General features: G+C 64.6%; 27 protein-coding genes. 14 read left to right on the top strand and 13 right to left on the bottom strand.

The features are described from left to right. Positions 1–89: 89 nt before the first annotated feature. The 4 genes from D4754_RS02365 to leuC all read right to left on the bottom strand — a co-directional run bounded on the left by D4754_RS02365 (position 90) and on the right by leuC (position 4,280). The gene (locus D4754_RS02365) at positions 90–1,097 is read right to left on the bottom strand and encodes an endonuclease/exonuclease/phosphatase family protein (protein WP_240453721.1); all 1,008 of its coding nucleotides are present in this window, start codon (positions 1,095–1,097) and stop codon (positions 90–92) included. 221 nt (positions 1,098–1,318) lie between these two features. Continuing rightward, positions 1,319–1,924, bottom strand: a complete 606-nt coding sequence (leuD, locus tag D4754_RS02360; protein ID WP_121061234.1) for a 3-isopropylmalate dehydratase small subunit — start codon at positions 1,922–1,924, stop codon at positions 1,319–1,321. 286 nt (positions 1,925–2,210) lie between these two features. After that, complete coding sequence (locus tag D4754_RS02355) at positions 2,211–2,735, bottom strand: HdeD family acid-resistance protein (RefSeq protein ID WP_121061232.1); 525 nt, start codon at positions 2,733–2,735, stop codon at positions 2,211–2,213. Between the two features lie 141 nt (positions 2,736–2,876). Next, the gene (gene leuC, locus D4754_RS02350) at positions 2,877–4,280 is read right to left on the bottom strand and encodes a 3-isopropylmalate dehydratase large subunit (protein WP_121061230.1); all 1,404 of its coding nucleotides are present in this window, start codon (positions 4,278–4,280) and stop codon (positions 2,877–2,879) included. Positions 4,281–4,549: 269 nt separating this feature from the next. On the opposite strand from leuC, the gene D4754_RS02345 reads away from it, so the two are divergent. From D4754_RS02345 to rlmH, 3 genes are all read left to right on the top strand, one after another. After that, positions 4,550–5,938 carry a mechanosensitive ion channel family protein gene (locus tag D4754_RS02345; protein ID WP_121061228.1) on the top strand — a complete coding sequence of 463 codons (1,389 nt, stop codon included), beginning with the start codon at positions 4,550–4,552 and terminating at the stop codon, positions 5,936–5,938. A gap of 90 nt (positions 5,939–6,028) precedes the next feature. Beyond that, on the top strand, positions 6,029–6,454 hold the full coding sequence (gene rsfS / locus D4754_RS02340; RefSeq protein WP_121061226.1) for a ribosome silencing factor: 426 nt from the start codon (positions 6,029–6,031) through the stop codon (positions 6,452–6,454). Positions 6,455–6,501: 47 nt separating this feature from the next. After that, the gene (gene rlmH / locus D4754_RS02335; RefSeq protein WP_121061224.1) at positions 6,502–6,972 is read left to right on the top strand and encodes a 23S rRNA (pseudouridine(1915)-N(3))-methyltransferase RlmH; all 471 of its coding nucleotides are present in this window, start codon (positions 6,502–6,504) and stop codon (positions 6,970–6,972) included. A gap of 31 nt (positions 6,973–7,003) precedes the next feature. Here the strand turns inward: rlmH and D4754_RS02330 are convergent, their stop codons facing one another. Continuing rightward, a complete protein-coding gene (locus D4754_RS02330; protein WP_121061222.1) occupies positions 7,004–7,363 on the bottom strand; it encodes a hypothetical protein in 360 nt (119 codons plus the stop codon). A gap of 159 nt (positions 7,364–7,522) precedes the next feature. On the opposite strand from D4754_RS02330, the gene D4754_RS02325 reads away from it, so the two are divergent. From D4754_RS02325 to D4754_RS02305, 5 genes are all read left to right on the top strand, one after another. Beyond that, positions 7,523–8,968 (top strand): FAD-linked oxidase C-terminal domain-containing protein, encoded by a 1,446-nt coding sequence (locus D4754_RS02325; RefSeq protein ID WP_121061220.1) that lies wholly within the window; start codon positions 7,523–7,525, stop codon positions 8,966–8,968. A gap of 72 nt (positions 8,969–9,040) precedes the next feature. Continuing rightward, positions 9,041–10,165 carry an FAD-binding protein gene (locus D4754_RS02320; protein ID WP_121061218.1) on the top strand — a complete coding sequence of 375 codons (1,125 nt, stop codon included), beginning with the start codon at positions 9,041–9,043 and terminating at the stop codon, positions 10,163–10,165. Positions 10,166–10,173: 8 nt separating this feature from the next. Continuing rightward, a complete protein-coding gene (glcF, locus tag D4754_RS02315) occupies positions 10,174–11,478 on the top strand; it encodes a glycolate oxidase subunit GlcF (protein ID WP_121061216.1) in 1,305 nt (434 codons plus the stop codon). A 158-nt stretch (positions 11,479–11,636) separates the two neighbouring features. Then, entirely contained in the window at positions 11,637–12,113 is a 477-nt protein-coding gene (locus tag D4754_RS02310; protein WP_121061214.1) for an Hsp20 family protein, read from the top strand. 310 nt (positions 12,114–12,423) lie between these two features. Next, positions 12,424–12,648, top strand: a complete 225-nt coding sequence (locus D4754_RS02305) for a DUF2798 domain-containing protein (protein WP_121061212.1) — start codon at positions 12,424–12,426, stop codon at positions 12,646–12,648. 136 nt (positions 12,649–12,784) lie between these two features. On the opposite strand, the gene D4754_RS02300 is transcribed toward D4754_RS02305, so the two are convergent. Next, the gene (locus D4754_RS02300) at positions 12,785–14,008 is read right to left on the bottom strand and encodes an argininosuccinate synthase (RefSeq protein ID WP_121061211.1); all 1,224 of its coding nucleotides are present in this window, start codon (positions 14,006–14,008) and stop codon (positions 12,785–12,787) included. A gap of 135 nt (positions 14,009–14,143) precedes the next feature. Between D4754_RS02300 and D4754_RS02295 the strand changes: the two genes are divergently transcribed. Further along, positions 14,144–14,905 (top strand): hypothetical protein, encoded by a 762-nt coding sequence (locus D4754_RS02295; RefSeq protein ID WP_121061209.1) that lies wholly within the window; start codon positions 14,144–14,146, stop codon positions 14,903–14,905. Positions 14,906–14,916: 11 nt separating this feature from the next. On the opposite strand, the gene D4754_RS02290 is transcribed toward D4754_RS02295, so the two are convergent. Continuing rightward, on the bottom strand, positions 14,917–15,237 hold the full coding sequence (locus D4754_RS02290) for an Hpt domain-containing protein (RefSeq protein WP_121061207.1): 321 nt from the start codon (positions 15,235–15,237) through the stop codon (positions 14,917–14,919). A gap of 256 nt (positions 15,238–15,493) precedes the next feature. Here D4754_RS02290 and D4754_RS02285 point away from each other — a divergent pair, with 256 nt between their 5' ends. After that, a complete protein-coding gene (locus tag D4754_RS02285; RefSeq protein WP_240453741.1) occupies positions 15,494–16,744 on the top strand; it encodes a PP2C family protein-serine/threonine phosphatase in 1,251 nt (416 codons plus the stop codon). Positions 16,745–16,748: 4 nt separating this feature from the next. Here the strand turns inward: D4754_RS02285 and D4754_RS02280 are convergent, their stop codons facing one another. From D4754_RS02280 to D4754_RS02255, 6 genes are all read right to left on the bottom strand, one after another. Continuing rightward, on the bottom strand, positions 16,749–17,213 hold the full coding sequence (locus tag D4754_RS02280; protein WP_121061205.1) for a PTS sugar transporter subunit IIA: 465 nt from the start codon (positions 17,211–17,213) through the stop codon (positions 16,749–16,751). Between the two features lie 57 nt (positions 17,214–17,270). After that, positions 17,271–17,834 (bottom strand): ribosome hibernation-promoting factor, HPF/YfiA family, encoded by a 564-nt coding sequence (gene hpf / locus D4754_RS02275; RefSeq protein WP_121061203.1) that lies wholly within the window; start codon positions 17,832–17,834, stop codon positions 17,271–17,273. 260 nt (positions 17,835–18,094) lie between these two features. Continuing rightward, complete coding sequence (gene lptB / locus D4754_RS02270) at positions 18,095–18,856, bottom strand: LPS export ABC transporter ATP-binding protein (RefSeq protein ID WP_121061201.1); 762 nt, start codon at positions 18,854–18,856, stop codon at positions 18,095–18,097. Then, entirely contained in the window at positions 18,853–19,380 is a 528-nt protein-coding gene (lptA, locus tag D4754_RS02265; RefSeq protein ID WP_240453720.1) for a lipopolysaccharide transport periplasmic protein LptA, read from the bottom strand. The genes lptB and lptA overlap by 4 nt, the downstream gene beginning before the upstream one ends. Beyond that, positions 19,367–20,032, bottom strand: coding sequence for a hypothetical protein (locus tag D4754_RS02260; protein WP_163025750.1), 666 nt, complete (start codon positions 20,030–20,032; stop codon positions 19,367–19,369). Before D4754_RS02260 ends, lptA begins: the two co-directional genes overlap by 14 nt. 61 nt (positions 20,033–20,093) lie before the next feature. Continuing rightward, positions 20,094–20,708, bottom strand: a complete 615-nt coding sequence (locus D4754_RS02255; RefSeq protein WP_121061195.1) for a ribonuclease D — start codon at positions 20,706–20,708, stop codon at positions 20,094–20,096. 136 nt (positions 20,709–20,844) lie between these two features. Here D4754_RS02255 and D4754_RS02250 point away from each other — a divergent pair, with 136 nt between their 5' ends. The 4 genes from D4754_RS02250 to hemP all read left to right on the top strand — a co-directional run bounded on the left by D4754_RS02250 (position 20,845) and on the right by hemP (position 24,858). Then, positions 20,845–21,897 carry a GSCFA domain-containing protein gene (locus D4754_RS02250; RefSeq protein WP_163025749.1) on the top strand — a complete coding sequence of 351 codons (1,053 nt, stop codon included), beginning with the start codon at positions 20,845–20,847 and terminating at the stop codon, positions 21,895–21,897. After that, entirely contained in the window at positions 21,897–22,712 is an 816-nt protein-coding gene (locus D4754_RS02245) for a hypothetical protein (RefSeq protein ID WP_121061191.1), read from the top strand. The genes D4754_RS02250 and D4754_RS02245 overlap by 1 nt, the downstream gene beginning before the upstream one ends. Before the next feature lie 84 nt (positions 22,713–22,796). Next, positions 22,797–24,344: a sialate O-acetylesterase gene (locus D4754_RS02240; RefSeq protein WP_163025748.1), complete on the top strand. Its 1,548-nt coding sequence runs from the start codon at positions 22,797–22,799 to the stop codon at positions 24,342–24,344. A gap of 355 nt (positions 24,345–24,699) precedes the next feature. Continuing rightward, positions 24,700–24,858, top strand: coding sequence for a hemin uptake protein HemP (hemP, locus tag D4754_RS02235; protein WP_420837190.1), 159 nt, complete (start codon positions 24,700–24,702; stop codon positions 24,856–24,858). Positions 24,859–24,922 lie beyond the last annotated feature (64 nt).

Genomic DNA, 24,922 nt, shown 5'->3' with positions numbered 1-24,922 from the left:
CCTGTGTTGCACGGGTCTTTTGACCGAAGAGTAAACGCTCTGCAAAGCATAGCCGCCATTCCCCGCCGCGAACGCGAAGGTCCGTTGCGTCATTCCTTGGGGATGCGAAGGTCGACCCAGACAAGCCTGTGACGGCTGGCGGTGACGGCCGCCTCGTGCCCGTCATCGCCGGGAGGGGGCCAGTAGACGCCGGCATCCGTGACCTGCAGGTCACTGGACGGCAGAACGTAATCGACGCGAAGGCGGCCCACCTGGTCCCAGATTACGGTCTCGTCGGGATCCTCGGCGCCCGGCATGCCATGGGTGGCGCCCGCACTTGCCGGCTTCGGATCGCGGAACCGCGGGTCCGCCAGAAGCGACCGGATCGCCTCCTTCCGGCCTTCGCCTTCTTCCGGGTCCTGGTTGGCATCGCCGGCTAGCACGAAGCGGGTGTTCACCGACGGTCCAAGATCGCCGTTCAGCCAGTGCTGCCAGAACCGGATCTCGCCGGCATTCCGACGTCCGTTGCGATCTTCCGGTCCGTCGAAAACAGGCGGAGCGGCGTGGAAGGTGAGGATCGTCAGCACCGAGCCACCCGGCAGCTCCACCGGCACGGCCCAGTGGCCGGAAGAGGACAGGCGTTGCACGTCCTGCGCCCGGGCCGACGGGAACGGCGCGCCGTCGGGATGTTCCGGCAGATCCGCGCCCGGCAGGTCCTTCCACAGGAGGTCGTCATGGGACTGCACCCTGTCCGTCAGGATCGGGTAGCGCGACAGCACCGCCATCGCCCCCTGACCGGTGAATTCCCCGAAGCCCCACGCATCGCCCGGACCGCCGATCCGGCCATCCCCATCCAGATCGACACCGCTGTCATGCCCGCGGTTCGACGGCGGGAAGAAGCGGTAAGGATAGGGCGCGCCGGCCCGGTCCAGCTTGTCGGTCAGGGCCGTCAGTGCCGCGCCGTCGTAGTCCCAGTCGATGCTCTGCAAGGCCAGAATGTCCGGCGAGGTCGCCGCGATCACGGCCACCACCGCTGCCACCTGCTCATCGTCCCGTTCGATATCCCGCAAAAGCACGCCGGGGCCGTCGCGGGACAGTTCGGCGTTGTACGTCCCCACGCGGACCGTTTCCGCATCAGCACCACCTGCGAACAGGCATAGGATCAGGCCCAGCCCGAAACCTGCGGAATGTCGCGCGTGATCGGGGATGGGACCTCTCCCGCCAGAGTACCGGCCCAGTGAAGGGCATATCCGCCCCCGGCACAATGCCCGCCCGCTCAAACGAAAACGCGCCCCGCAAGATGTTGCGGAGCGCGTCTGAAAATCGGTTGCCGCTGGGTTCACACCCAGGGGCGTTCCTGCGCGGCCTTCGCCTCGAACGCCTCGATCGCGCCGACCTTTTCCATGGTCAGGCCAACATCGTCGAGCCCTTCCAGCAGGCAGCGCTTCTTGAACGGGTCGATCTCGAACGAGAACGACTCGCCGTCCGAGGTCGTCACGGTCTGCGCTTCAAGATCGATGGTCATCCTTGCATTGGCGCCCTTCTCGGCATCCTTCATCAGGACGTCGACCTGCTCCTGCGGGAGCGCGATGGGCAGGATGCCGTTCTTGAAGCAGTTGTTGTAGAAGATGTCGGCGTAGCTGGGCGCGATCACGCAGCGGATGCCGAAATCCTTGATCGCCCAAGGCGCATGTTCCCGCGACGAGCCGCAGCCGAAATTGTCACCCGCAACGAGCACTTCGGCCTCGCGGTAGGCGGGCTTGTTCAGCACGAAATCCGGGTTCTCGCTGCCGTCGTCCTTGTAGCGCATCTCGTCGAACAGGTTCACGCCAAGGCCGGAGCGTTTGATCGTCTTCAGGAACTGCTTGGGAATGATCATGTCGGTGTCGATGTTGATCATCGGCATCGGGGCCGCGATGCCCGTGAGCTTTTCGAACTTGTCCATAGCGTGTCTCCTGAAATGGATGAGGCTGTAAACCATCTAACGGCCGCCAAGACAAGCTTTCGGGCCATGGAAAACGGCCCTTGGCCGTCACGCGCCGGGATAACGATGCAGGAAAACGGACCGGGCAAAAGGCCGGGCGCGTCCCCTGTTCTTCTTTTCCCAAATACTCCGGGGGAGTCCGGGCCGCAGGCCCGGACGGGGGCAGAGCCCCCTGCCCGTCCAGCCCCGCGACCCAGCGCCGATGAAGCAGGCGCGGCGGGTCTACCCTGCCCGCGCCCGACGACGATCAGACCTTGCGGCGCACCGACCGGATGAACAGCGCCATCACGATGAAACCTGCGCCGTTGAAGATCAGCTCGATCCCCAGAAGGATGCCGAGAAGGCTGGTCGAGATCGCGCCGAAATTGGCCCAGATATAGCCCGCCAGCACGATCGACAGAGCGCCCGAGATCAGCATCGCCCAGAAGAACGGGCTTTGCCGCATCGACCAGGCCAGGACGAGACGGACGATACCGCTCAGCCCCATCAGGATCAGGATCAGGAGCGAAAGCGACACGGCGCCTTCCAGCGGGTTGTAAAGGAACGATCCGCCCAGCAGCACCGCAAGGACGCCCATCAGGATCGTCAGCACGCGGTTGCCCATGTCCTCGGTCGTCACGCCGCCCCAGATCTGGATCACGCCGGCGACAAGGAACAGCGCCCCGGTCACGTAGACCACGGCCATCGATGCGGCGACCGTGTTGCCCAGGGCAAAGATGCCAAAGACGACGGACGCGATGCCAAGAAGAAGAAATTTCAGCCAGTCACTCATGGTACCACCCCGAGAGTTGTTTCTGGCCAAAGCCTTACAGTGTTTTTGCCGATAATGCCATTGCCCAGAATCAGGGCACCGCGCGAACGGAAAAACAGTTGCCGGTGTGCCGCGCCCCGGGCATGCCGGGGCGCGCGCAGATCACGTCAGGTCGCGGACGTCCGTCAGCCGGCCGGTCACGGCAGCGGCGGCGGCCATCGCGGGGCTGACAAGGTGGGTGCGTCCGCCACGGCCCTGACGGCCTTCGAAGTTCCGGTTCGATGTCGAGGCGCAGCGTTCGCCCGGCGCCAGCTGGTCCGGGTTCATCGCAAGGCACATCGAACAGCCCGCAAGGCGCCATTCGAAACCGGCCTCTTCGAAGATGGCGGCAAGGCCCTCTTCTTCCGCCTGCGCGCGCACAAGACCCGAACCGGGCACGATCATGGCGCGCATCCCGTCCTTGATCTTCTTGCCCTTCAGCACGGCGGCCGCGGCGCGCAGATCCTCGATCCGGCCATTGGTGCACGAGCCGATGAAGACGGTATCAACCTCGACCTCGGACAGCGGCATGCCGGGCGTCAGGCCCATGTACTCCAGCGAGCGTTTCACGGCGTCGACCTTGCCGCCCTTGAAGTCGGCCGGGTCCGGAACGTTCGCGGTGATCGGCAGCACGTCCTCGGGAGAGGTGCCCCAGGTCACGACGGGGGCGATGTCTTCGCCCTTCAGCGTGATCACCTTGTCCCAATGCGCGTCGTCATCGGAATAGAGCGTCTTCCACCAGTTCAGCGCCGCTTCCCATTGCGCACCCTTCGGCGCATGGGGGCGGCCCTTCACGTAGTCGAACGTCTTTTCGTCGGGCGCGATCAGGCCGGCGCGGGCGCCGCCTTCGATCGCCATGTTGCAGACCGTCATCCGGCCTTCCATCGACAGATCGCGGATCGCTTCGCCGCAATACTCGATCACGTAACCGGTGCCGCCCGCGGTGCCCGTCTGGCCGATCACGGACATGGTGATGTCCTTGGCCGTGACACCCGGGCTCAGCTTGCCCGTGATCTCGACCTTCATGTTCTTCGACTTGCTCTGGATCAGGGTCTGGGTGGCCAGCACGTGCTCGACCTCGGACGTGCCGATGCCGTGGGCCAGCGCGCCGAAAGCCCCGTGGGTCGCCGTGTGGCTGTCACCGCAGACGACGGTCATGCCGGGCAGCGTCCAGCCCTGCTCCGGGCCCACGATGTGCACGATGCCCTGTCGGATATCGTCGACCGGGTAGTAATGGACGCCGAATTCCTTGGCGTTGGTGTCCAGCGCATCGACCTGGATGCGGCTTTCCTCGTTCGTGATGCCGTTCACGCGGTCGGCCGTCGTCGGCACGTTGTGGTCCGGGACGGCGATGGTCTTGTCGGGCGCGTGCACCGTGCGGCCGGCCATGCGCAGACCTTCGAAGGCCTGCGGGCTGGTCACTTCGTGAACGAGGTGGCGGTCGATATACAGAAGGCAGGTGCCGTCGTCGGCCTCGTGGGCCAGGTGGGCATCCCATATCTTGTCATAGAGTGTCTTGGGGGACATCGGTCCTCTCCCGTCATGCTTGGAATTGTCTGGCTTGGGGGGTGATGCGCATCATAGACGCGCAAGGACGGACCGGGACGCGCCAAAGAACCGCTCACGCAGTCGCGTGCGGTCCTGAAGCTCGATCCTGATCTCCGGCGAATAATCCATGCCCCGGGAGATACGCCCGCCACCTGTTGCAATCAAGCGGCGAAACGTGGCTTCATGGTCGAACTCGCCGCCGACACTACTTCAAGACGTGTTCAGAACGAAGGAACCTCCACCACGCGATGGACGAGGAAATCACCCCCGAGACCCCGGGCGCCGACCCGCCGCCGCTCCTTGCCACGGAACTTGAGCTCGATCCCCATGCCGCAGCGAATTCGGTGCTCGACTGGCTGGAATCCCTCTGGCTGATCGTGATCACACCGGGCTGGCGGCAATACCAGATCCTGATCCTGCTGGGGCTGGTCGGCCTGTCGATCCTGCTGCGGCTGGCGACGCGCGAGCGGATCGACGGCTGGATGCGGGCCCGCGCGGGCTGGCCGAAATGGCAGCTGCGTTTGCTGATCCACCTGCGCGACCGGCTGAGCATGATCTATTTCGTGATCCTGTCCTGGACCGTCTACGCGGTGATGCAGGAGGTCACCTGGCCCTCGCGCAGCTGGCTGATCGGGATAGTCGCCACCATTGCCCTTGCCTGGCTGGCCATCGGGATCGGGTCCCGGCTGGTGCGCAACCGGACGCTGAGACGCGTGGTCGAGGTGTCGCTCTGGGCCTACGTGACGCTTCTCGCCCTTGGATTCCTGGACGAGACGGTAACCTTCCTGGATCAACTGGCGCTGAGCATCGGAACCTTCCGGCTGACGGCTTTGGTACTGATCAAGGCGCTCGTGCTGATTACCGCGCTCTTGATCGGTGCGCGGCTGCTGACCAACGCCGCCGCCGGTGGGTTGCGGCGGAACGAAGACATCTCGCCTTCGATGCAGGTGCTGGGGATCAAGATCACCCAGCTTGTTCTGTACGGGATGGTCGTGCTGTTCGGCGTTCAGGCACTGGGGTTCGACCTGACCGGGCTGGCGATCCTGTCGGGCGCCATCGGGGTCGGCATCGGCTTCGGCTTGCAGAAGGTGGTATCGAACCTGGTGTCCGGGGTGATCATCCTGCTCGACCGGTCGATCAAGCCGGGGGACGTGATCTCGCTGGGCGAAACATTCGGCTGGATCGATTCTCTGGGCGCGCGCTACGTGTCCGTGGTGACGCGGGACGGACGGGAATACCTGATCCCGAACGAGGACCTGATCACCGGACAGGTGGTCAACTGGACCCATTCCAACGAACGTGTGCGGCTGGATATCCACTTCGGCACGTCCTACCAGGACGATCCGCACAAGGTGCGCCGCGTGGCCATCGAGGCGGCATCCGGTGTGCAGAGGGTGCTTTCGGTGCCCAGCGCGCCGGTCTGTCATATAGTGGGGTTCGGGGACAGCAGCGTCGACTACATCTTGCGGTTCTGGATCTCGGACACGACGTTGGGGCTGACCAACGTGCGGGGCAATGTCTACCTTGCGCTCTGGGACGCGTTCCGGGAAAACGGCATTTCGATCCCGTTCCCGCAGCGCGAAGTGCGGCTTCTCGGCGACGATTCGCCCGGGAAACCGCCTTCTGACGCACCGTGAGTTACCACTCTACGCCAGCGTCATTGAAACTTTGCCGATAGATTGCTATTTTTGCGATACCCGAGCGCCGCGGTTTCACGGCGTGAACCAATGGAGGACGATGTCCTGTCAACCCACGCTGACGCGGTCATGGTTGCCGACGAGCGGGCCGGCCTGATGGCCCACACCGATCTGACGAGCGAAGCGCTCCTGGATCGAATCCTGAATTCTCTTGACGATGACAAGGCGGAAGACATCGTGCAGATTGATCTGCGCGGCAAATCTGCCATCGGCGACTACATGGTCGTGGCCACGGGGCGTTCGTCGCGCCAGGTCTCTGCCATGGCCGAAAAGCTCATCGACCGGCTCAAGTCCGAATACGGGCGTTCCGCCCGCATGGAAGGCAAGGAGACCGGTGACTGGGTGCTGATCGATACCGGCGACGTGATCGTTCATGTATTCCGTCCCGAAGTGCGCGAGTTCTACCAGCTCGAAAAGATGTGGCTTCCCGGCGACGCCTCCGCGGCGAACGTCTGAAGACACTGACCTTTCCGGGGTCCTTCGAGGCCTGATTGGATGCTGGTATGCGCATCACGATCTGCGCGGTCGGGCGCCTGCGCGCAGGCCCCGAAAAGACGCTTGTCGATGATTACCTGACCCGTTTCGACCGCACCGGCCGCGCCCTGGGCCTTGGCCCGGCGCGGGTGGTGGAGGTCGAGGACAAGAAGAACGCCGGCATGACGGCCGAGGCCGACCTGCTGCGCAAGGCCCGCCCCGACGGCGCGGTGACGCTGCTGCTGGACGAACGCGGCAAGACCCTTCGATCAGAAAAATTCGCCGACCACCTTGCGCACTGGCGCGATGACGGGCGCGGTGACGTGACCCTGATGATCGGCGGCGCCGACGGGCTGGACCCGGGATTGCGGGGCGAGGCCGACCTGATGCTGTCCTTCGGCACCATGGTCTGGCCGCATATGCTGGTCCGCGTGATGCTGGCCGAACAGCTTTACCGTGCGGCGACGATTCTTTCGGGAAGCCCCTATCACCGGGCCTGACCGGCGCAGACTGGTTGTGGCGCGTTGCGGCCTAGCCGTCTGGCGTCAGCTGAACGTCCTGCAGATTTCCTGACCAGCCGGTCGTCGTGTCCCGGCTTTCCACCTGCACGACATCAGTTCCTTCAGGCAACGCAACGCCCATTAGCGACCGCGTGAAGGGTTGTTCATTCTCGTGCGAATGCAACAGGACCCGCGTGCCCAGGACGTTGCCGTCCGTGTCCAGAACACGGAACGCATCGACATAATGTGCGCCCGTGTCGCCGTGGCGCAAGGTGACGTCGAACCGCCAGGTGGCGCCGCTTTGCACGGCCTCCACGTTCTCGATCACAGCCGGATCGGCGGCGGCCTGCCCGGCGATGAAGCCGAGGCACAGGGTTGCAACAAGTCTCATGCTGCGGACCTTACCCGGCGCAGGAGGTCCCGGAGGTAAACACTTCGTTGGGTGCTGTTACCCTGCCCCGGCCGGAACAGGTTTCTTGACGGATCGAAAGGCGCTAGGCTGGATGTTCGAAAGGGTCGGTCAGCGACCGCCCGGCGATGGAGGTGCCACATGCAGATGCCGCAGCCTGATCCGTCGATCCTTGCGAAGAAGGACCGCCTGCGCGACCGCCTGTCCGAAGTCCTGCCGGCGGAGGCCGTGATCTCGGACCCGGCCGAGGCGAAGGTCTACGAATGCGACGCGCTGACCGCCTATGCATGCCCGCCGATGCTGGCCGTCCTGCCCGGCTCGACCGAGGAGGTCGCGGCGGTGCTGAAGATATGCCATCAGGAAGGTGTTCCGGTTGTCCCGCGCGGATCGGGCACGTCGCTTGCGGGCGGGGCCTTGCCCACGGCCGACAGCGTGATCCTGGGCGTGGCGCGGATGAGCGACGTTCTGGAAACCGACTATGAAAACCGGTTCATCCGGGTGCAGACGGGGCGCACGAACCTGTCCGTCACCGGCGCGGTCGAGGCGGAAGGCTTCTTCTACGCCCCGGACCCGTCCAGCCAGCTGGCCTGCGCAATCGCGGGCAACGTGGCGATGAACTCGGGCGGGGCGCATTGCCTGAAATATGGTGTCACCACGAATAACCTGATGGGCGTGAAAATGGTGCTGATGGACGGCACCGTGGTGGAACTTGGCGGCGCGCATCTGGATGCCGGCGGCCTGGATCTTCTGGGCGTCGTCTGCGGGTCGGAAGGGCAACTGGGCGTGGTGACGGAAGCCACCTTGCGCATCCTGCACAAGCCCGAAGGCGCGCGGCCTGTTCTGATGGGGTTCGACAGCAGCGAAGCCGCCGGCGCCTGCGTGGCCGACATCATCCGGTCGGGCGTGCTGCCGGTGGCGATCGAGTTCATGGACAAGCTCTGTATCGAGGCGTGCGAGGATTTCGCCAAGGCGGGTTATCCGCTTTGCGAGGCGCTGCTGATCGTGGAGGTCGAAGGCTCCGACCCCGAGATCGCGGCGCAGCTTGAGACGATCCTGGAGATCGCCCGGCGGCACGATCCGGTGGAACTGCGCGAGGCGCGGGATGCCGACGATGCCGCGCGGATCTGGCTGGGACGCAAGAGCGCCTTCGGGGCGATGGGCGTGCTGAACGATTACATGTGCCTCGACGGGACGATCCCGGTGTCAGCCCTTCCCGAGGTGCTGCGGCGCATGGGCGAGATGTCGGAGGAGTTCGGGCTGAAGGTGGCGAACGTCTTCCATGCCGGCGACGGGAACATGCATCCGCTGATCCTGTTCGATGCCAATACGCCGGGCCAGCTTGAGATCTGCGAGGCCTTCGGCGCCGAGATCCTGAAGCTGTGCGTCGAGGTCGGCGGTTGCCTGACGGGCGAACATGGCGTGGGCGTGGAAAAGCGCGATCTGATGCGGGTGCAATATGGCGACGCGGATCTGGAGGCGCAGATGGCGGTGAAGGACGTGTTCGATCCGGCGTGGCTTCTGAACCCGGCGAAGGTCTTCCCGCTGGATGCGTCAGGCGCGCGGCGGCAACGGGACGTGGCGGCGTGAGGGCACAGGCGGGGGGCTGGCGGCCCCCCGTGCCCCCCGCGAGTATTTCCGGAAAGAAGAAGGGGATGGCCGGTGCGACCGGGAACTGAGGCAGAGCTTGCAGAAGCGGTGGCGACGGCCCAAGGGCCCTTGGCGATTGTCGGGGGCGGCACGCGGGGTGTGCGGCCCGAGACCGGCGAGGTGATCGAGACCGGCGGCTTGTCGGGGATCACGCTTTACGAGCCCGGCGCGCTGACGCTGGTAGTGCAGGCGGGGACTGCGGTGGCGGAGGTCGAGACGGCGCTGGCGGCCGAGGGCCAGCGACTGGCGTTCGAGCCGATGGATCATCGCGGGCTTCTGGGGACCGTTGGCGCGCCGACGATCGGCGGGGTGATCGCGGCCAATGTCTCCGGCCCCCGGCGGATACAGGCGGGCGCGGCGCGGGATTTCGCACTGGGCGTTCGGTTCGTCGACGGGACCGGGACCGTGATCCGCAATGGCGGGCGCGTGATGAAAAACGTGACCGGCTATGATCTGGTCAAGCTGACGGCGGGAAGCTGGGGCAGCCTTGGCGTGCTGACGGAAGTGGCGCTTAAGGTCCTGCCAGCACCCGCCGCGCAGGGCAGTGTCGTACTGACCGGGTTGTCGACCGAACGCGCGGTGGCGGCGATGTCGCGGACGCTGGGATCTCCGTTCGAGGTGACGGGGGCGGCCCATCTGCCTGAGGGGCCGGATGGCGCGCCGGTGACCATGATCCGCGTGGAAGGGTTCGAGGAGCAGGTGCGCTACCGGACGGGGCGGCTGCAGGCCTTGCTGGAGGGCTTCGGCGCGGCGCATGTGGCGCTCGACACCGCGGCCGACTGGGCGGCGATTCGCGACGTGAAGCCGTTTCACGAAGCGGCCGGCGATGTCTGGCGGGTGTCGTGCAAGCCGTCCGACGCCCCGGCACTGGCCGAAAAGGCCGGGGCCAGCGGGCTGATCTTCGACTGGGGCGGCGGGCTGATCTGGGTGCTGATGCCAAAGGGCACCGATCTGCGGACCCGGCTGGGCGATTTCGGGGGCCATGCGACACTCGTCCGCGCCGCGCCCGAGACGCGCGCGCAGCTTGGCACGTTTCAGTCTGAGCCCGCCCCTGTCGCGGCCCTGACCGCCGGCCTGCGGGCGCGGTTCGATCCGAAGGGACTGTTCAATCCCGGCCTGATGGCCCGGGCCGCCTGAGAGGCCACATGCAGACGAATTTCACCGACAGCCAGCTGGCCAATCCCGGCACCGCCCGCGCCAACCAGATCCTGCGGGCCTGCGTACATTGCGGGTTCTGCACCGCCACCTGCCCCACCTACCAGGTGCTGGGAGACGAGCTCGACAGCCCGCGCGGTCGGATCTACCTGATCAAGGACATGCTGGAGAACGAGCGCGATCCCGATCCGAAGACCGTCAAGCATATCGACCGCTGCCTGTCGTGCCTGGCCTGCATGACGACCTGCCCGTCGGGCGTGCATTACATGCATCTGGTCGACCATGCGCGCGCCTATATCGAGGAACGCTACAAGCGGCCCTTCACCGACCGCGCGCTGCGCTGGGTGCTGGCGCAGATCCTGCCCTATCCGACGCGGTTCCGGCTGGCGCTTCTGGGCGCGCGGGTCGCGCGACCGTTCCGGGGGCTGGTGCCGGATGCACGCCTGCGCGCGATGCTGGACATGGCGCCGAAGCGGCTGCCTCCGGTCAGCCGCAATGACGATCCGCAAAGCTTTGCCCCCACAGCGCCGAAGAAACTCCGCGTCGCCCTGATGACGGGATGTGCGCAGCGGGCTCTGAACACCGATATCAACGACGCCACGATACGCCTGCTGACCCGGCTGGGCTGCGAGGTTATCGTGGCCAAGGGCGCCGGCTGCTGCGGGGCGCTGACCCATCACATGGGCCGTTCGTCCGATGCCCACGCGACCGCCGCGCACAACATCCGCGCCTGGACGGCGGAGATGGATGGCGAGGGGCTCGATGCCATCGTGATCAATACCTCGGGCTGCGGGACGACGGTGAAGGATTACGGGCATATGTTCGCGCACCACGAACTGGCCGAAGATGCCGCCCGCGTGGCCGGGCTGGCGGTCGATGTGTCCGAACTGTTGACGCGGATCGGCCTGCCCGAGGACATGACGAACCCCGCAGCCGGTACGCGCGTCGCCTATCATGCCGCCTGTTCCTTGCAGCACGGGCAGAAGGTGAAGTTCGCGCCGAAGGACCTGCTGAAGACCGCCGGGTTCCAGGTGGTGGAACCCGCCGACCCGCACCTGTGCTGCGGGTCCGCCGGGACGTACAACCTGATGCAGCCCGAGATCTCCGCGCAGTTGAAGGCGCGCAAGATCGAAACGCTAAAGGCCACCGACCCGCAGATCATCGCGGCGGGCAATATCGGCTGCATGATCCAGATCGGATCGGGCAGCGGCGTGCCGGTGGTGCATACGGTTGAGCTTCTCGACTGGGCCACCGGGGGGCCGAAACCCGCAGCCCTGGCGGCCCACGCCGCCTGACGGCGCAGGGTCGCATTTCTCGCGTGCACATGTCTTGACAGGCCGCGGAGACATTCCCACATCCTGACCAGCAGGGCGCCACATCTGGGTCCTGCTGAAGAACCGCCCGTCCGGATGGAGGGCACATGATAATCGCTCACGAGATGAGGATGATACATATGCGTACGTTTGACTTTGCACCGCTGCACCGCGCCACCGTCGGTTTCGACCAGATCGCAGACATGATGGACCGCGTGATGAGCAGTGAGGCTCAGCAGCCCACCTACCCCCCGTACAACATCGAAAAGACCGCGGACGACGCCTACCGGATTTCGGTCGCCGTTGCCGGGTTCTCGGCCGAGGATCTTTCGGTCGAAGTGAAGGAGAACGCACTGGTCGTGGCGGCCCGAAAGGCCGACGAGACCGAAGAGCGCAAGTTCCTGCACCGCGGCATCGCCACCCGTGCCTTCGAACGCCGCTTTGCGCTGGCCGACCACGTCTACGTGACCGGCGCCAGCCATTCGGACGGCATGCTGCATATCGACCTGAAGCGCGAAGTGCCCGAGGCGCTGAAACCGCGCCGCGTCGCCATCGCGTCGGACACTGCCGACAACAATGTCGTCGAAGCCAGCGTCGATCAGAACGCGGTGAACTAAGACCCGTTCTTTCAGGAACGATCATTCACACGAAGCCCCGCACGGATCGCCGTGCGGGGCTTTTTTCTTGGCGTAGCCTTTGTCAATGGGGGCGGCCCAAGGCCCGAAGACTGGACGGGATCGGCCCCGGACAGCTCGAACCGCCCATCGCCCGGGCAATTGCGCACGGAGCCGCCCATGGCGGCGACTTTCGGGTTGGCAACCCCTTGCGCATCGGTCCATTTTGCAGTGCGTGCAGCGGGATCTCCGCTAACGTATTTCATTGATTGGTAAAACGCGCCACCTGTGGCGTTGGTTCAAGGAGGTACAAGTGTCCAAGGATCTCAAGTTCGACCTTGCCATGGCGGCGCTTATGTCCGCTGTCATGTCGTTCATCTTTGCAGGGTTCTTCAGTTTCCTGCACCTCGGCATGACCGAGCACTGGATGATATCCTGGGGCAAGGGGTTCCTGATCGGTTGGCCGCTGGGCGTTGTGATCGCCCTGGTCGTCGACCGTCCGGTGCGAACCCTCGCGACCCGGATCAGCGGCCAGTAGGGAAGCGGCCGCCGCGACGGTCGGAAATGCAGCGCCGGACCGCGCCCGATCCCGGCGAGGGTGAAAGCCCGCAGGGATTTCACCCGTTCGGGTGGGTGGGCGGGCCGGGATCGGGCGCGGTCCGGCCCTTAAGGCGTTACTTGCCGCCGACCCGCTTGTTGCGCATCGCCAGAAGCTTCAGGCGCAGCGCGTTCAGCTGGATGAAGCCGGCCGCATCCTTCTGATCATAGGCACCTGCATCCTCCTCGAAGGTCACGTGTGCCTCGGAATAGAGCGAATGATCCGACCAGCGCGCCACCGTCCGGGCCGAGCCCTTGTAGAGCATCAGCTTCACCGTGCCGGTGACATGCTCCTGGCTCTTGTCGATCAGGGCCTGCAGCATCTCGCGTTCGGGCGAGAACCAGAAGCCGTTGTAGATCAGCTCCGCATAGCGCGGCATGATCGAATCCTTCAGGTGCCCGGCGCCGGAATCCAGCGTGATCTGCTCGATCCCGCGATGGGCCTCCAGCAGGATCTCTCCGCCCGGCGTTTCGTAGATGCCGCGGGATTTCATGCCGACGAAGCGGTTTTCCACGAAATCCAGCCGGCCAACACCGTGCTTGCGGCCCAGTTCGTTCAGCTGGGTCAGGATCGTGGCCGGGCTCATCTCGGTGCCGTCGATGGCAACCGCGTCGCCCTTCTCGAACGTGATCTCGACAAATTCCGGCGTGTCCGGCGCGTTCAGCGGGTCTTCGGTGCGCTGGTAGACGTATTCCGGCGCCTCGACGGCGGGATCTTCCAGCACGCGGCCTTCCGACGACGTGTGCAGCAGGTTCGCATCGACCGAAAACGGCGCCTCGCCACGCTTGTCCTTGGCAATGGGGATCTGGTGCTGTTCGGCGAATTCCAGAAGCCGCGTCCGGCTGGTCAGGTCCCAGATCCGCCAGGGCGCGATCACCTTGATCGCGGGGTTCAGCGCATAGGCGGCCAGTTCGAAGCGGACCTGATCGTTGCCCTTGCCCGTCGCACCGTGTGCAATTGCATCGGCGCCGGTTTCTTCCGCGATCTCGACCAGCCGCTTGGAAATCAGCGGCCGCGCGATGGACGTGCCCAGCAGGTAGAGCCCTTCGTAGACCGCGTTGGCGCGGAACATCGGGAAGACGAAATCGCGCACGAATTCCTCGCGCACGTCTTCGATGTAGATCTCCTTCACGCCCATCATCTCGGCCTTGGCGCGGGCCGGTTCCAGCTCCTCGCCCTGGCCCAGGTCGGCGGTGAAGGTCACGACTTCGCAGCCGTACTCCGTCTCCAGCCATTTCAGGATGATCGAGGTATCGAGCCCGCCGGAATAGGCAAGGACGACTTTCTTGGGTGCGGACATCGGCGGAGCTCCATTCAGACGGTGCGCGCGCGGATACTAGGTTTCCCCGGGCTGGGCAAGGTGGCTTGCCTGATCTGGCTGCACGACGACGCTCGTGTTAGGCGTGTACCGTCACAATGGTACAAGGTTGATCCGATGATCTGGAAGCTTTTCGTGCATGCTCTTGGGATGGTCTTTCGCAATATCGGGCCTGCGCTGCGGCTGTCGATTGTGCCTTTCATCGGGGCCGTCGCTCTTGGCGCGGCCATTCTCATGCTTTTTCTCGTTCCCCTCACCGGCGCTTCCTATCCCCCTGTCCCCGTAACGGGCGCAACCACAATCGGATACCTGTTGTTCCTGACGGTCTTAATTGTTGCCGGATTGTGGGTGGCCGTGGGTTGGCACCGCTTTGTCCTGATGGAAGAGCAACCGGCCGGAATTCTTCCTCGCTGGCATGGTTCGTGCATGGCCAGCTATCTGGGTCGCGGCCTAGCACTTGGCTTCTTACTGATTTTGCTGCCACTTTTTCTCTTCCTGGTACTCCTCAGCACCGGGTTTCACGTCATGGTGCAGGGCGGCGGTCTGCTGCTGGCGGCGCTCACGATCCTTGGGACACTGGCATGCTTCTGCGCATTTTACCGCCTCTGCCCGACGCTTCCCGCCGCGGCGGTGGGTCGGAAAATGACATTCGGCGAGGCATGGGAAGCGACCCAGTCAGCCGGTTTCGGACCGGTATTCCTAACCGTTACTGTGGGAATCCTCAGCTTCCTTCTGAACCTGCCCGGCGCAATCATGGGCGATACGGTCCTTGGACTGATCCTGCAGCTTGTGGCGGGATGGCTGATGTTCATGATCAATCTCAGCATCATGACGACGATCTACGGCTATTTCGTCGAAGAACGCGATCTGGTGGCCTGACGCGCGCGGACCTACTTTCCCAGCCCGTTCAGGAAGGCCGCCTTCGATCTCTGGAATTCGATTGCCAGCTCCGCCAGGTCGATGTCCGATGCGCGGCCTTCCGCGGCCATCTTCTCCCCGTTGCGGCACTTGACGGAGAAGCTTCTGAAGCCAAGGCTGGCCGAGCTGCCCTTGAGGAAATGCATGGCCTGCTCCAGCTCCCCCTGCGCCGCGGCGCGAGGCAGGATTTCGATTGCGTCTGACACTTCTTCGAGGAACAGGTCGACGACCTCGGTGAAATCCGAAGCGCAGACTTCATTGCGGAGTTCGTCGACCCGGGACCAATCGATCATCGAAAACCATCTCCCTCCTGTGGGAGTTACGCGCGCCCACTGTCGCGATCCTGCGGAACCGGTCCGCATCCATTACGTCCGACATCATGACAGACCGGATTTAACCCCGGATTAAGCCCCGCGGTCGAAGCAAAGCGGGATCCGGCATTTCACGGTGCCTTAACCGTTTTCAGGCAGGGTCTGCGCGACGGGCTGAAGGGCCTGCAAGGGACATGCACGCGTGACACAATCCATCGTCGACGGCCTAGCACCGTTTCTGAAGGCACAGCCTTCGGGCAATTGCGGTGCCATCAAGCGGGTGGTGATCGTCGATGACAGCCGGTTACAGCGCCGCATCCTGGCCAGCCACCTGACCAAACTGGGCATGAGCGTGGTGGAGGCTGACAATGGTGACGACGCGCTGGCGATCTGTGCCGCTGACATGCCCGATCTGGCGATCAGCGACTGGATGATGCCGGGCATGAACGGGCTGGAATTCTGTCGCAAGTTCCGCGATCTGCCCGAATTCGGCTATTTCATCCTCCTGACGTCCAAGAGCGAGAAGGACGAAGTCGCCGAAGGGCTGGACGCCGGGGCCGACGATTTCCTGACCAAACCCGTGAACGCGGATGAATTGCGCGCCCGGATCTCGGCCGGTGAACGCATCCTGTCGATGCACCGCGAACTGACGAAGAAAAACACCATGCTGACGGAAGCGCTGCGCAAGCTGCAGTGCTTCTACGATTCCATTGACCGCGACCTGATCCAGGCCAAGACGATCCAGGAATCGCTTGTCCCGGAAAGCACGGCCATGTTCGGGCGGTCGCGGGTGGATCTGCTGCTGAAGCCCTGCGGGCATATCGGCGGCGATCTTGTCGGCATGTTTTCCCCGCAGGACGATCAGGTGGGGTTCTTCAGCATCGACGTGTCGGGGCACGGCATCACGTCGGCCATGATGACGGCCCGGCTGGGCGGGTACCTTTCCAGCAGCTTCCACGATCAGAACGTCGCAATGGAACGGCAGGCCGATGGCCGCTTCACGCTGCGCCCGCCCGAGGACGTGGCCGCACAGCTGAACGCCCGGATCGTCGCCGACAAGGGGATCGAGGAGTATTTCACGATGGTCTACGCCACGGTGGACCTGACCACGGGCAAGGTGCGCATGGTGCGCGCGGGCCATCCGCATCCGCTGCTGATCCACGCCGACGGGTCGGCCGAATTCATCGGCGACGGCAGCCTGCCCATCGGGCTGATGCCGGATGCCCACTATGTCTCGACCGAATTCGACATGGCGCCGGGGGACAGGCTGCTGGCCTATTCCGACGGCTTCACCGAATGCCGGGTGCACGGCGGCAAGTATCTGGACGATTCGGGATTGCTGGACATTGTCCGGGCCTGCCAGCAGATCCACCCCGGTCGTGCCTTCCTGGACGAGCTTTACGCCAGTCTCTTCACGCTCATGGACAGCAGCCTTGAAGGGCTGGAAGACGACGTGTCGGCCGCGATGTTCGAATTCTTCCCGGGATAGGCCGTCAGGCGGCCTTGTCGGCCTGGGCCTCGGTCAGGATCGCGTGCAGCTTCGCCGGATCGGGGTTGGCGCGCAGCTTGTTGCACAGATCGGCGTTGCGCAGCGTGCGCGACACCAGCGCCAGCGCCTTCAGGTGCATGACCCCGGCCTCCATCGGCGCGAACAGCGAAAAGGTGATGTCGACGGGCTGACGGTCCACCGCGTCGTAGTCGATGGGCTTTTCCAGCATCACGAAAAGCCCGACCACGCGGTCGAGCTCGGGAATCCGGGCATGTGGCAGGGCAACGCCATGGCCCACACCGGTGGGGCCAAGGCCTTCGCGTTCGATCAGGGCGTCCAGAACCCCCCGCGCCGGCAGGTCGTAGATGCCGGCGGCAAGGTCGGCGATGTCATGGAGAAGGCGCTTCTTGCTCGAGGGCGCAGAAAGCACCTTCACCGCCTTGGGCGGCAAAATACCGGACAGAGTCATCGTAACAGTCTCCTGATCCGGGAACCCGCGAACGGGTCCCGACCTCGCATGCGTCGCTTACGGGTCGATCCAGCCGATATTGCCATCGTCACGGCGGTAGACCACGTTCAACTCGTCCTTGCCCTCGTTTCTGAATACGAGAACGGGCGCACCGGCCAGCTCCATCTGCATGACCGCTTCGCCCACCGAAAGGGACGGGATCTTCGTCTCCATTTCAGCCACAATGATCGGCTGCAGGCTTTCGGGCTCTTCAGCATCCCCCTGCGCTTCTGCGGCGAGGATATATGAGGACACGCCGGTAAGTTCAACCGGCTCGGACCGTGATCTGTGATGATCTTTGAGACGACGTTTGTATCTGCGTAGCTGTTTATCGAGTTTTTCACTACATGCATCGAAAGCGGCATAGATTTCACCGGCCTGGCCCCTGGCCTGCGCCCGTAGCCCGGACGACAGGTGGAGGGTCGTTTCGCAGGCGAATTCGTGCCCCGATTTCGAATAGATCACATTGGCGTCAGTGGCTTGCGTGGCGTACTTTGTCACCACGGCCTCTATTTCCGTCTCGGTATGGGTCTGCAGGGCTGAGCCGATGTCGATCTGATGGCCGGCGATTGTGTAGCGCATGTTCACTCCACGAGCTGGGTTCGCACGAGACACGGAGACCGCGAAATCGCGGCCCAGGATCCGGGTCAGGCGAACGGAAGGGGCGCGCGTCCTGCATAGCCAAGCCAGTGCATCGATTCGATGATCTGGCCCGGGATTGCATCTGTAAGACGTGTCGCCATGGCCCTATTTGAGGCGAGACACCGGTGTTCTGTCAATGAAAAGCGGACGCTTGGTAACCGGATGGCTGACGATTGCTGCCGATTCCGCTGACCGAACGATCAACTCATGCGGAAGTTATCGCCAAGATATACACGCCGGACGTTCTCGTTCTCGATCACTTCGCCCGGCGTGCCGGACATCAGGACGTGCCCGTCGTGCAGAATATAGGCGCGGTCCACGATCTCGAGCGTTTCGCGCACGTTGTGATCGGTGATCAGCACACCGATTCCCCGGGTTTTCAGATCGGCGACAAGGTGCCGGATATCCCCGACCGAGATCGGATCGACCCCGGCGAAAGGTTCATCCAGCAGCAGGTAACTGGGATCGGCGGCCAGCGAGCGCGCGATTTCGACCCGCCGCCGCTCCCCGCCCGACAGCGCCAGCGCGGGCACCCGGCGCAGGTGTTCGATGGAAAAGTCCGAAAGCAGCTCTTCCAGTCGCACGCTGCGTTTCTGGCGACTGCTGATGTGGATATCGAGCACGGCCGAGATGTTGTCTTCGACGGACAGGCCGCGAAAGATCGACATTTCCTGCGGCAGGTAGCCGATTCCCAGCCGTGCGCGGCGGTACATCGGCAGCGTGGTCACGTCGCGCCCGTCCAGATGGACGGTGCCTGCTTCGGGGAAGACGAGCCCCGCGATGGAATAGAACAGCGTTGTCTTGCCGGACCCGTTCGGACCCAGAAGCGCCACGACCTCTCCCCGGTTCAACGCGATGGAGACGTCGCGGATGACGACACGGCGGCGATAGCTCTTGCGCAGCTTCTCGATGCGCAGACCGGCCGAGCCGTCCTGGACTTTCAGAGCGGGACCGTCCTTCATCGTTCTTGCTGGGGGTTCAGGATCGTCCGGACACGGCCGCTCAGCTGCGCGGTGCCCTTCACCAGATCGACGGTCATTTCCTGCGAGGTCACGGCGTTCTGGCCCTGGGTCAAAAGCACGTCTCCCGTCATCGTCACCATCCCGCTTTCCGGCGTATAGACCGCCTTTTGCGATTCAGCTTCGTCCGGCCCGCTGACAAGGACGACGTCGCCCGTCGCCTCGACCCGTTCGATCTCGCTGCGGGCTTCGGAATAGGTGACCTCGACCTCTTTCGCCGACAAGCGCATGTCGCCCTGGATCACCAGCACGTTACCGCTGAACACGGCTCGACCGGTGTTCTGGTCGATGTCGAGTGTGTCGGCCGTGATGTCGACCGGCTGGTCCTGCGTCGTGGGCGCCGACCCGAATGCCATGGACTGGGCGGTTGCAGCCACCGGCGAGAGACACAGGCACAAGCTCAGGCACAGGGCCACAAGGCCGGAATCCCACCGCCCGGAACGGGCGCGGTCATTATTGGTCTTCATTATCATCGCCACCTTGTCCCTGGGCAATTCCGGGATCATATATCAGCCGAACCCCGCCAGTAAAACGAAGACGTGGGGCCGCAGGCTCTCCGGTTGCGGTTCCTGTTGCGGTTGCGTCGCCCCCTGCCACGTCCCGCGTGATCGTCATTTGCCCGGCGGTCAGGTGTCCGGCCGGCCCGAACCCTTCGACAGGCCCGCCCGAACGCAGCGCCAGCCCGTCGAGCCGGGCGCGCAGTTCCTGCGTCCGCAGCGCATAGCCGGAGGAGCTGTCGATCTGGACGCCACCGGTGAACACCGCCTCTTCGCTATCATCGGGCATCTGCCCTTTCGGGGCCTTCAGCGTCACCCAGCCGCCGGTGGAAAAGCGGATCCTGGCATCCAGATCCTCGGCCTGTGCCGGCAATCCCGGCAGGGCAGGCCGGGCACGGGCCGCCGAAACCGAGATTTCGTCACCGTCCCGCGTGGCGCCGGTGTAGACGGGCGCGGTGACCTGCTGTTCGGCAGTGCGCTGGTCGATCTCGTCCTGGGCGAAGGGGATGGCCGTTGTCGGATCGACGGACCGCGACAGCAGGAAGACCGTCGACATCAGGCCCAGCGCGGTCAGCGGCAGCACCACCTTCAGGATGGCGACGACGCGGGAATGGCGATCCATGCCCCGCATGGCCGTCAGGCGTCGCTGGCGCGCGCGCCGCGTGATGCCCGGCGCGATTGCGTCATGAGTGGGCAAAGATGTCGATGTCGGGCCAGCCTTCCAGATCCAGCCGCGCGCGTGTGGGCAGGAAATCGAAGCAGGACTGTGCCAGTTCCGTCCGCCCTTCGCGCGCCAGCCGACGGTCGAGCACCTCGCGCAGCCGGTGAAGGTGCAGCACATCGGACGCCGCGTAATCCAGCTGCGCATCGGTCAGCGTCTCGGCGCCCCAGTCGCTCATCTGCTGGTGCTTCGAGATGTCGACGCCCAGCAATTCCTGCGTGATCGCCTTCAGCCCGTGCCGGTCGGTATAGGTGCGGACCATGCGGCTGGCGATCTTGGTGCAATAGACCGGGGCCGCCAGCGCGCCGAAGGCGTTGAACATGGCCGCGATGTCGAACCGCCCGAAATGGAACAGCTTCAGGACAGCAGGGTCTTCCAGCATGCGCGCAAGGTTGGGCGCCTCGGTCTGGCCCTTCGCGATCTGGACGACATGGGCGTTGCCGTCGCCGCCCGACAGCTGCACGACGCACAGCCGGTCGCGGTGCGGGTTCAGGCCCATCGTCTCGCAATCGATGGCCACGACGGGACCAAGGTCCAGTCCGTCCGGCAGATCCCGCTGGTAAAGGTGATTGGTCATTGTCCTCTCCCGACGGGTGGCGTGCTGCGTTACCGGGTTCAGATAAGGGGTTTGGGGGATGAACTCAACTCTCCGCTCTGCGTGGATCTTTTACCCTTGCCATGCTAGCGCTTGTCTTCCGGTCGGAGCCCTTGCGATGCCCTATGCCAACCTGCCCCCCAAGGCGTTCTGGAAGTCCTGCCGCGAGACGGCGGATTTCCGCATGGCCGATCTTCACGACCCCGCCTTCCCCCTGCCCGCCGGAACGAAAGTGGCGACGGCGGGCAGTTGCTTTGCCCAGAACGTGCGGCCGTGGCTTGAGGCGTCCGAACTGCAAGTGATGGATGTCGAACCCGCGCCCCCCGGCATGACGCCAGACGTTGCGCGGCGGTTCGGGTACGGGCTGTTCTCGGCCCGTTATGGCAACATCTACACCGCCCGGCAGTTGCGGCTGATGATCGAAGATTGCATGGACGATCGCACCGACGCGAACGCGGTGTGGGACCGGGACGGGCGCCGGTACGATGCGCTGCGCCCCGGGGTCGAACCAGAAGGACTGGCGAGCGTCGAGGAGGTGCTGTTTCACCGCCGGGCCCATCTGCGGCAGGTAAGGCGGCTGTTCCGGCGGTCGCAGGTTATCGTCTTCACCCTTGGCCTGACCGAGGCATGGGTCGATGCGACCAGCGGCCATGCCTACCCGTCGCCGCCCGGAATCATCGCGGGCCGTTTCGATCCCGCGCGCCACCAGTTCGTGAATTTCGGCTTTTCGGACGTGAAGGCCGATCTGAAAGCCGCCATCGACCTGATGCGCGTCGACAATCCCGACCTGAAGGTGATCCTGACCGTGTCACCGGTGCCGCTGACCGCCACGGCCAGCGGCGGCCATGTGCTGTCGGCCACGACCTATTCGAAGTCGGTCCTTCGCGCCGTCGCCGGGGAGATCGCGGCGGAAGACACGGGCGTCGATTACTTCCCGGCCTACGAGATCATCGCCGGCACGCCGTTCGGCGCTGACCGGTACAAAAGCAACCTGCGTGATGTCACCGCCTCCGCGGTCGCAGAGGTGATGAAGGTCTTCTTCGCCGCCTACGGGCTGACGCTGCCCGAGATGTCGGGCGCGGCCCCTGCGATCCTGCCGGGACAGGACGAAGACGACGCCATAGCGATTTGCGAGGATGCCTTGCTCGACGCCTTTGCGGGACGCGGTTGATGCGGATCGGACTTCTGGGCAATTCCCATGCCGGCATGCTGATCCAGGCGGTGGAAAGCGCCGCGCCGGAAGGGCTTGAGCTTTCGTGTCTCGTACAGACTGGCCCCGGCCCGGACAGGCTGCGGCGCGAGGGCACAAGGCTGGTGGCAGAAGACCCCGACCTGATCCGTTTCCTTGACCGTGCCGGACTCGCCCGCGAGCTTGACCTTGCCGCATGCGATACAGTGGTCATGGTGGGGATGACGCTGGCGATCCGCTTCGCCGCGCTGCTGATGCGGCCCCACACCATTGCGGGCTGGCCATCGGCCGAAACGGTATCGGCGCAGCTCGATGCGCGGCGCCGCCCGGCCGACCTGACCCCGATCTCGCGCCCTGCCGCTTTGGCTGCCCTTGCCGCCCGGGCCGAAGATATGGCGCTGCACCGGTTGATCGCTCTGGTCCGCGAAGCGTCGGATTTGCCAATCCTTATCGTTCCCCAGCCCCACCCGTCGGCCGATGCGCTGGACAGCACCGGAGAGGGCACAGCCTCGCTTCAGCATCTCCATTCCCGCGGCGATGGCCCGGCGCTGGCGCAGCTTTTGGACGAGGCGTTGACGCGCTATGCCGGGCAGTTCGACAGGGTGCACCTTGTCCCCCGACCGCTCGATACGATCCGCGACGGTTTCCTGACCGATGCGGCGTTCATGCGCGGCTCCCAGCGGCTGCTGGGCGATGGCGAGCATGTGGCCCATGATGTCTTTCACGCCAACGCGGAGTACGGGCGGCAACAGCTTTCGTTGCTGACCGGGGAGATGACCAAGGTACTCAGCCGATAAAATTGATGAGACGCCACCCCGAATCTTAAGCCCGCGTGAACCAAGATGCCCGCAGGATCGGCGCCGACGATTCAGGGCGGTTTCATGGGCACTCCGATCTACATTCTGGCCGGGCAAAGCAATGCGAAGGGGCTCCGCGCGCCGTTCGAGGCGAAGCTGACCGCGAAATACGGCGCCGGCGGCTATCAGTTGGTGACGGTTGCGGTGGGCGGCGCCCAACTGCTGTCCCGCGACGGTGGCCCGGACTGGGCGACGCCGTCGGAATTGCCACGCCAATTGATCAAGGATACTGCGGCCGCCCTGAAAAAGGTTCCCGGCGGGGACCTGCGCGGGCTGATATGGGTTCAGGGAGAAGCCGACACGTTCGACTGGGTCGATGCGTCGTCCTACAAGATCATGCTGTCCATGCTGTTCGACCGGTTCGGCCACGAAGTTAAGCCAGCGCAGGACATGCCGATCGCCGTCGTGAAACTGTCGGGCGAGCTAGCCGGCCGGGCAGACCGCGCGCAATGGGACAATGTGCGGGCCGCGCAGGCCGAATTGGCGGCGGAAGATCCCGCCGTATCGCTGGTGTCGCCCGATGCGATTGCACGCAATGTCGGCCTGACATCCGCCCACATGTTCACGGATGAGCTTCACTATTCCCCGGTGATGAAGGCGCTTCTTGCCTCGGCCGGTCTGGACAGCCTGATCGAAGCCCATCGCGCCACGCCCCCGGTCGCACCGGGCCCCGGCACCAAGCGCGACGATCTTCTGGGACCTGACGGCGTGGCCGCGCGGATGGCGGGCGGCACGGGGAACGATGTCTACCATGTCGATCGCAGGAACGACCACGCCGCCGAACAGGCGGGCGAAGGGCAGGATACCGTCATCGCCTCGGTTTCGTTCTCGCTGCGCAAGGGGGGGCAGAATGTCGAGACGCTGATGCTGGGCGGGTCCCGGAACCTGAACGGGTTCGGCAATGCGCAGGACAACGCGCTGATCGGCAATGGCGGCAATAACAGGCTGAAAGGCGGCCGGGGCGACGATACGATTCGCGGTCGCGGTGGGGACGATCTGCTGGCCGGGCAACGCGGCGACGACAGCATGTCGGGCGGGATGGGCGACGATGTCTATGTCGTGGGCCAGATCGGCGACAGGATCTTCGAAGGCGGCGGCGAGGGACACGACACGGTGCGGTCGCGTGTTTCGTTCACCCTGCGCGACCACGGTCAGGATCTTGAGGATCTGCGCCTGCGGGGCAAACGTGATCTGGATGGCATTGGCAATTCGCAGGACAACCTGATCGCGGGCAACAAGGGCGACAACCGTCTGAACGGCGCCTGGGGAAATGACCGGCTGAAGGGCGGGCGCGGAGACGATCGGCTGGCCGACAGTCAGGGCGATGACATCTATACCGGCGGCGGCGGGGTGGACCTGTTCGTCTTCGAACGGGATGCGGGCCGCGACCGCGTCACCGACTTCAAGGCGGGGACCGACAAGCTTGTCTTCGTCGGGCTGTCCGGCGTGGGTGACGTTGCGGTCTCGGGCCGCAGCGGCACCGCGCTGCTCCGCTTCGGGGAGGATGCTGTCGTGAAACTGGACGACGTGAGGCCTGCAACGCTGAACGACGGTGACTTCCTGTTCATCTGATCCGCGGGTCTGCCCGACAGAAACGGTTTGCGGACGGACCCTTGCATGAAGCCGAACCGCGCGATTGACTTACCCGATCTTTTCAGTCAGGAATTGGATATCCGCTTAGCCACCCTTGGCCTCACAGGCATTCGGGCAGCCCGGCATTCATTCGGAGAGCAGTTATGCGGGTATCCGACGCCCCCGTCTCCCCTACCCTGGCACGTGTTCCGTCCTTGCGGGCGGACCGGACGATCTGTCCGGATCTGCGCGCACTGATGGATCTTCTGGGGCAACACGGCCGGGAATGGGATTGCGTCCCGTGGCTCTGCGACGTTTTGAGCGCACGAGAAGAGGCAGATCAGCCATGACCATGATGACCACCGTGAACCATACCGAATCCGATGCCGCCGTTCCCCCGGTGCACCATGCCGAGGACCTCGTCGGCCCCAGCAAGCTGGCGCATATCCAGCTGGGCGATCAGACCTACATCCTGCGCATCACCCGCGCGGGAAAGCTGATCCTGACAAAGTAACGCGGGCCACCGCGGACGGGGCTCTGCCCCGCGCCCGCCCCGGGGGGCGGGCTTCCCCGGAGTA

This window comes from Chachezhania antarctica, assembly GCF_003646465.1.
Taxonomy (GTDB): domain Bacteria; phylum Pseudomonadota; class Alphaproteobacteria; order Rhodobacterales; family Rhodobacteraceae; genus Chachezhania; species Chachezhania antarctica.
This window is presented reverse-complemented; position numbering and strand designations above follow the sequence as displayed.

What these genes read in the sequence shown, in the direction of transcription:
- D4754_RS02295 (WP_121061209.1), top strand. Translation starts at nt 14,144, where the DNA reads ATGATCTGGAAGCTTTTCGTGCATGCTCTTGGGATGGTCTTTCGCAAT.
- D4754_RS02240 (WP_163025748.1), top strand. Translation starts at nt 22,797, where the DNA reads ATGGGCACTCCGATCTACATTCTGGCCGGGCAAAGCAATGCGAAGGGG.
- rlmH (WP_121061224.1), top strand. Translation starts at nt 6,502, where the DNA reads ATGCGCATCACGATCTGCGCGGTCGGGCGCCTGCGCGCAGGCCCCGAA.
- leuC (WP_121061230.1), bottom strand. Translation starts at nt 4,280, where the DNA reads ATGTCCCCCAAGACACTCTATGACAAGATATGGGATGCCCACCTGGCC.
- lptB (WP_121061201.1), bottom strand. Translation starts at nt 18,856, where the DNA reads ATGAAGGACGGTCCCGCTCTGAAAGTCCAGGACGGCTCGGCCGGTCTG.
- D4754_RS02330 (WP_121061222.1), bottom strand. Translation starts at nt 7,363, where the DNA reads ATGAGACTTGTTGCAACCCTGTGCCTCGGCTTCATCGCCGGGCAGGCC.
- D4754_RS02325 (WP_121061220.1), top strand. Translation starts at nt 7,523, where the DNA reads ATGCAGATGCCGCAGCCTGATCCGTCGATCCTTGCGAAGAAGGACCGC.
- D4754_RS02255 (WP_121061195.1), bottom strand. Translation starts at nt 20,708, where the DNA reads ATGACCAATCACCTTTACCAGCGGGATCTGCCGGACGGACTGGACCTT.
- D4754_RS02355 (WP_121061232.1), bottom strand. Translation starts at nt 2,735, where the DNA reads ATGAGTGACTGGCTGAAATTTCTTCTTCTTGGCATCGCGTCCGTCGTC.
- D4754_RS02245 (WP_121061191.1), top strand. Translation starts at nt 21,897, where the DNA reads ATGCGGATCGGACTTCTGGGCAATTCCCATGCCGGCATGCTGATCCAG.
- rsfS (WP_121061226.1), top strand. Translation starts at nt 6,029, where the DNA reads ATGGAGGACGATGTCCTGTCAACCCACGCTGACGCGGTCATGGTTGCC.
- glcF (WP_121061216.1), top strand. Translation starts at nt 10,174, where the DNA reads ATGCAGACGAATTTCACCGACAGCCAGCTGGCCAATCCCGGCACCGCC.
- leuD (WP_121061234.1), bottom strand. Translation starts at nt 1,924, where the DNA reads ATGGACAAGTTCGAAAAGCTCACGGGCATCGCGGCCCCGATGCCGATG.
- hpf (WP_121061203.1), bottom strand. Translation starts at nt 17,834, where the DNA reads ATGCGCTACACAATCGCCGGCCATCAGATCGACATCGGCTCAGCCCTG.
- D4754_RS02250 (WP_163025749.1), top strand. Translation starts at nt 20,845, where the DNA reads ATGCCCTATGCCAACCTGCCCCCCAAGGCGTTCTGGAAGTCCTGCCGC.
- D4754_RS02345 (WP_121061228.1), top strand. Translation starts at nt 4,550, where the DNA reads ATGGACGAGGAAATCACCCCCGAGACCCCGGGCGCCGACCCGCCGCCG.
- D4754_RS02260 (WP_163025750.1), bottom strand. Translation starts at nt 20,032, where the DNA reads ATGGATCGCCATTCCCGCGTCGTCGCCATCCTGAAGGTGGTGCTGCCG.
- lptA (WP_240453720.1), bottom strand. Translation starts at nt 19,380, where the DNA reads ATGAAGACCAATAATGACCGCGCCCGTTCCGGGCGGTGGGATTCCGGC.
- hemP (WP_420837190.1), top strand. Translation starts at nt 24,700, where the DNA reads ATGACCACCGTGAACCATACCGAATCCGATGCCGCCGTTCCCCCGGTG.
- D4754_RS02290 (WP_121061207.1), bottom strand. Translation starts at nt 15,237, where the DNA reads ATGATCGATTGGTCCCGGGTCGACGAACTCCGCAATGAAGTCTGCGCT.
- D4754_RS02300 (WP_121061211.1), bottom strand. Translation starts at nt 14,008, where the DNA reads ATGTCCGCACCCAAGAAAGTCGTCCTTGCCTATTCCGGCGGGCTCGAT.
- D4754_RS02310 (WP_121061214.1), top strand. Translation starts at nt 11,637, where the DNA reads ATGCGTACGTTTGACTTTGCACCGCTGCACCGCGCCACCGTCGGTTTC.
- D4754_RS02280 (WP_121061205.1), bottom strand. Translation starts at nt 17,213, where the DNA reads ATGACTCTGTCCGGTATTTTGCCGCCCAAGGCGGTGAAGGTGCTTTCT.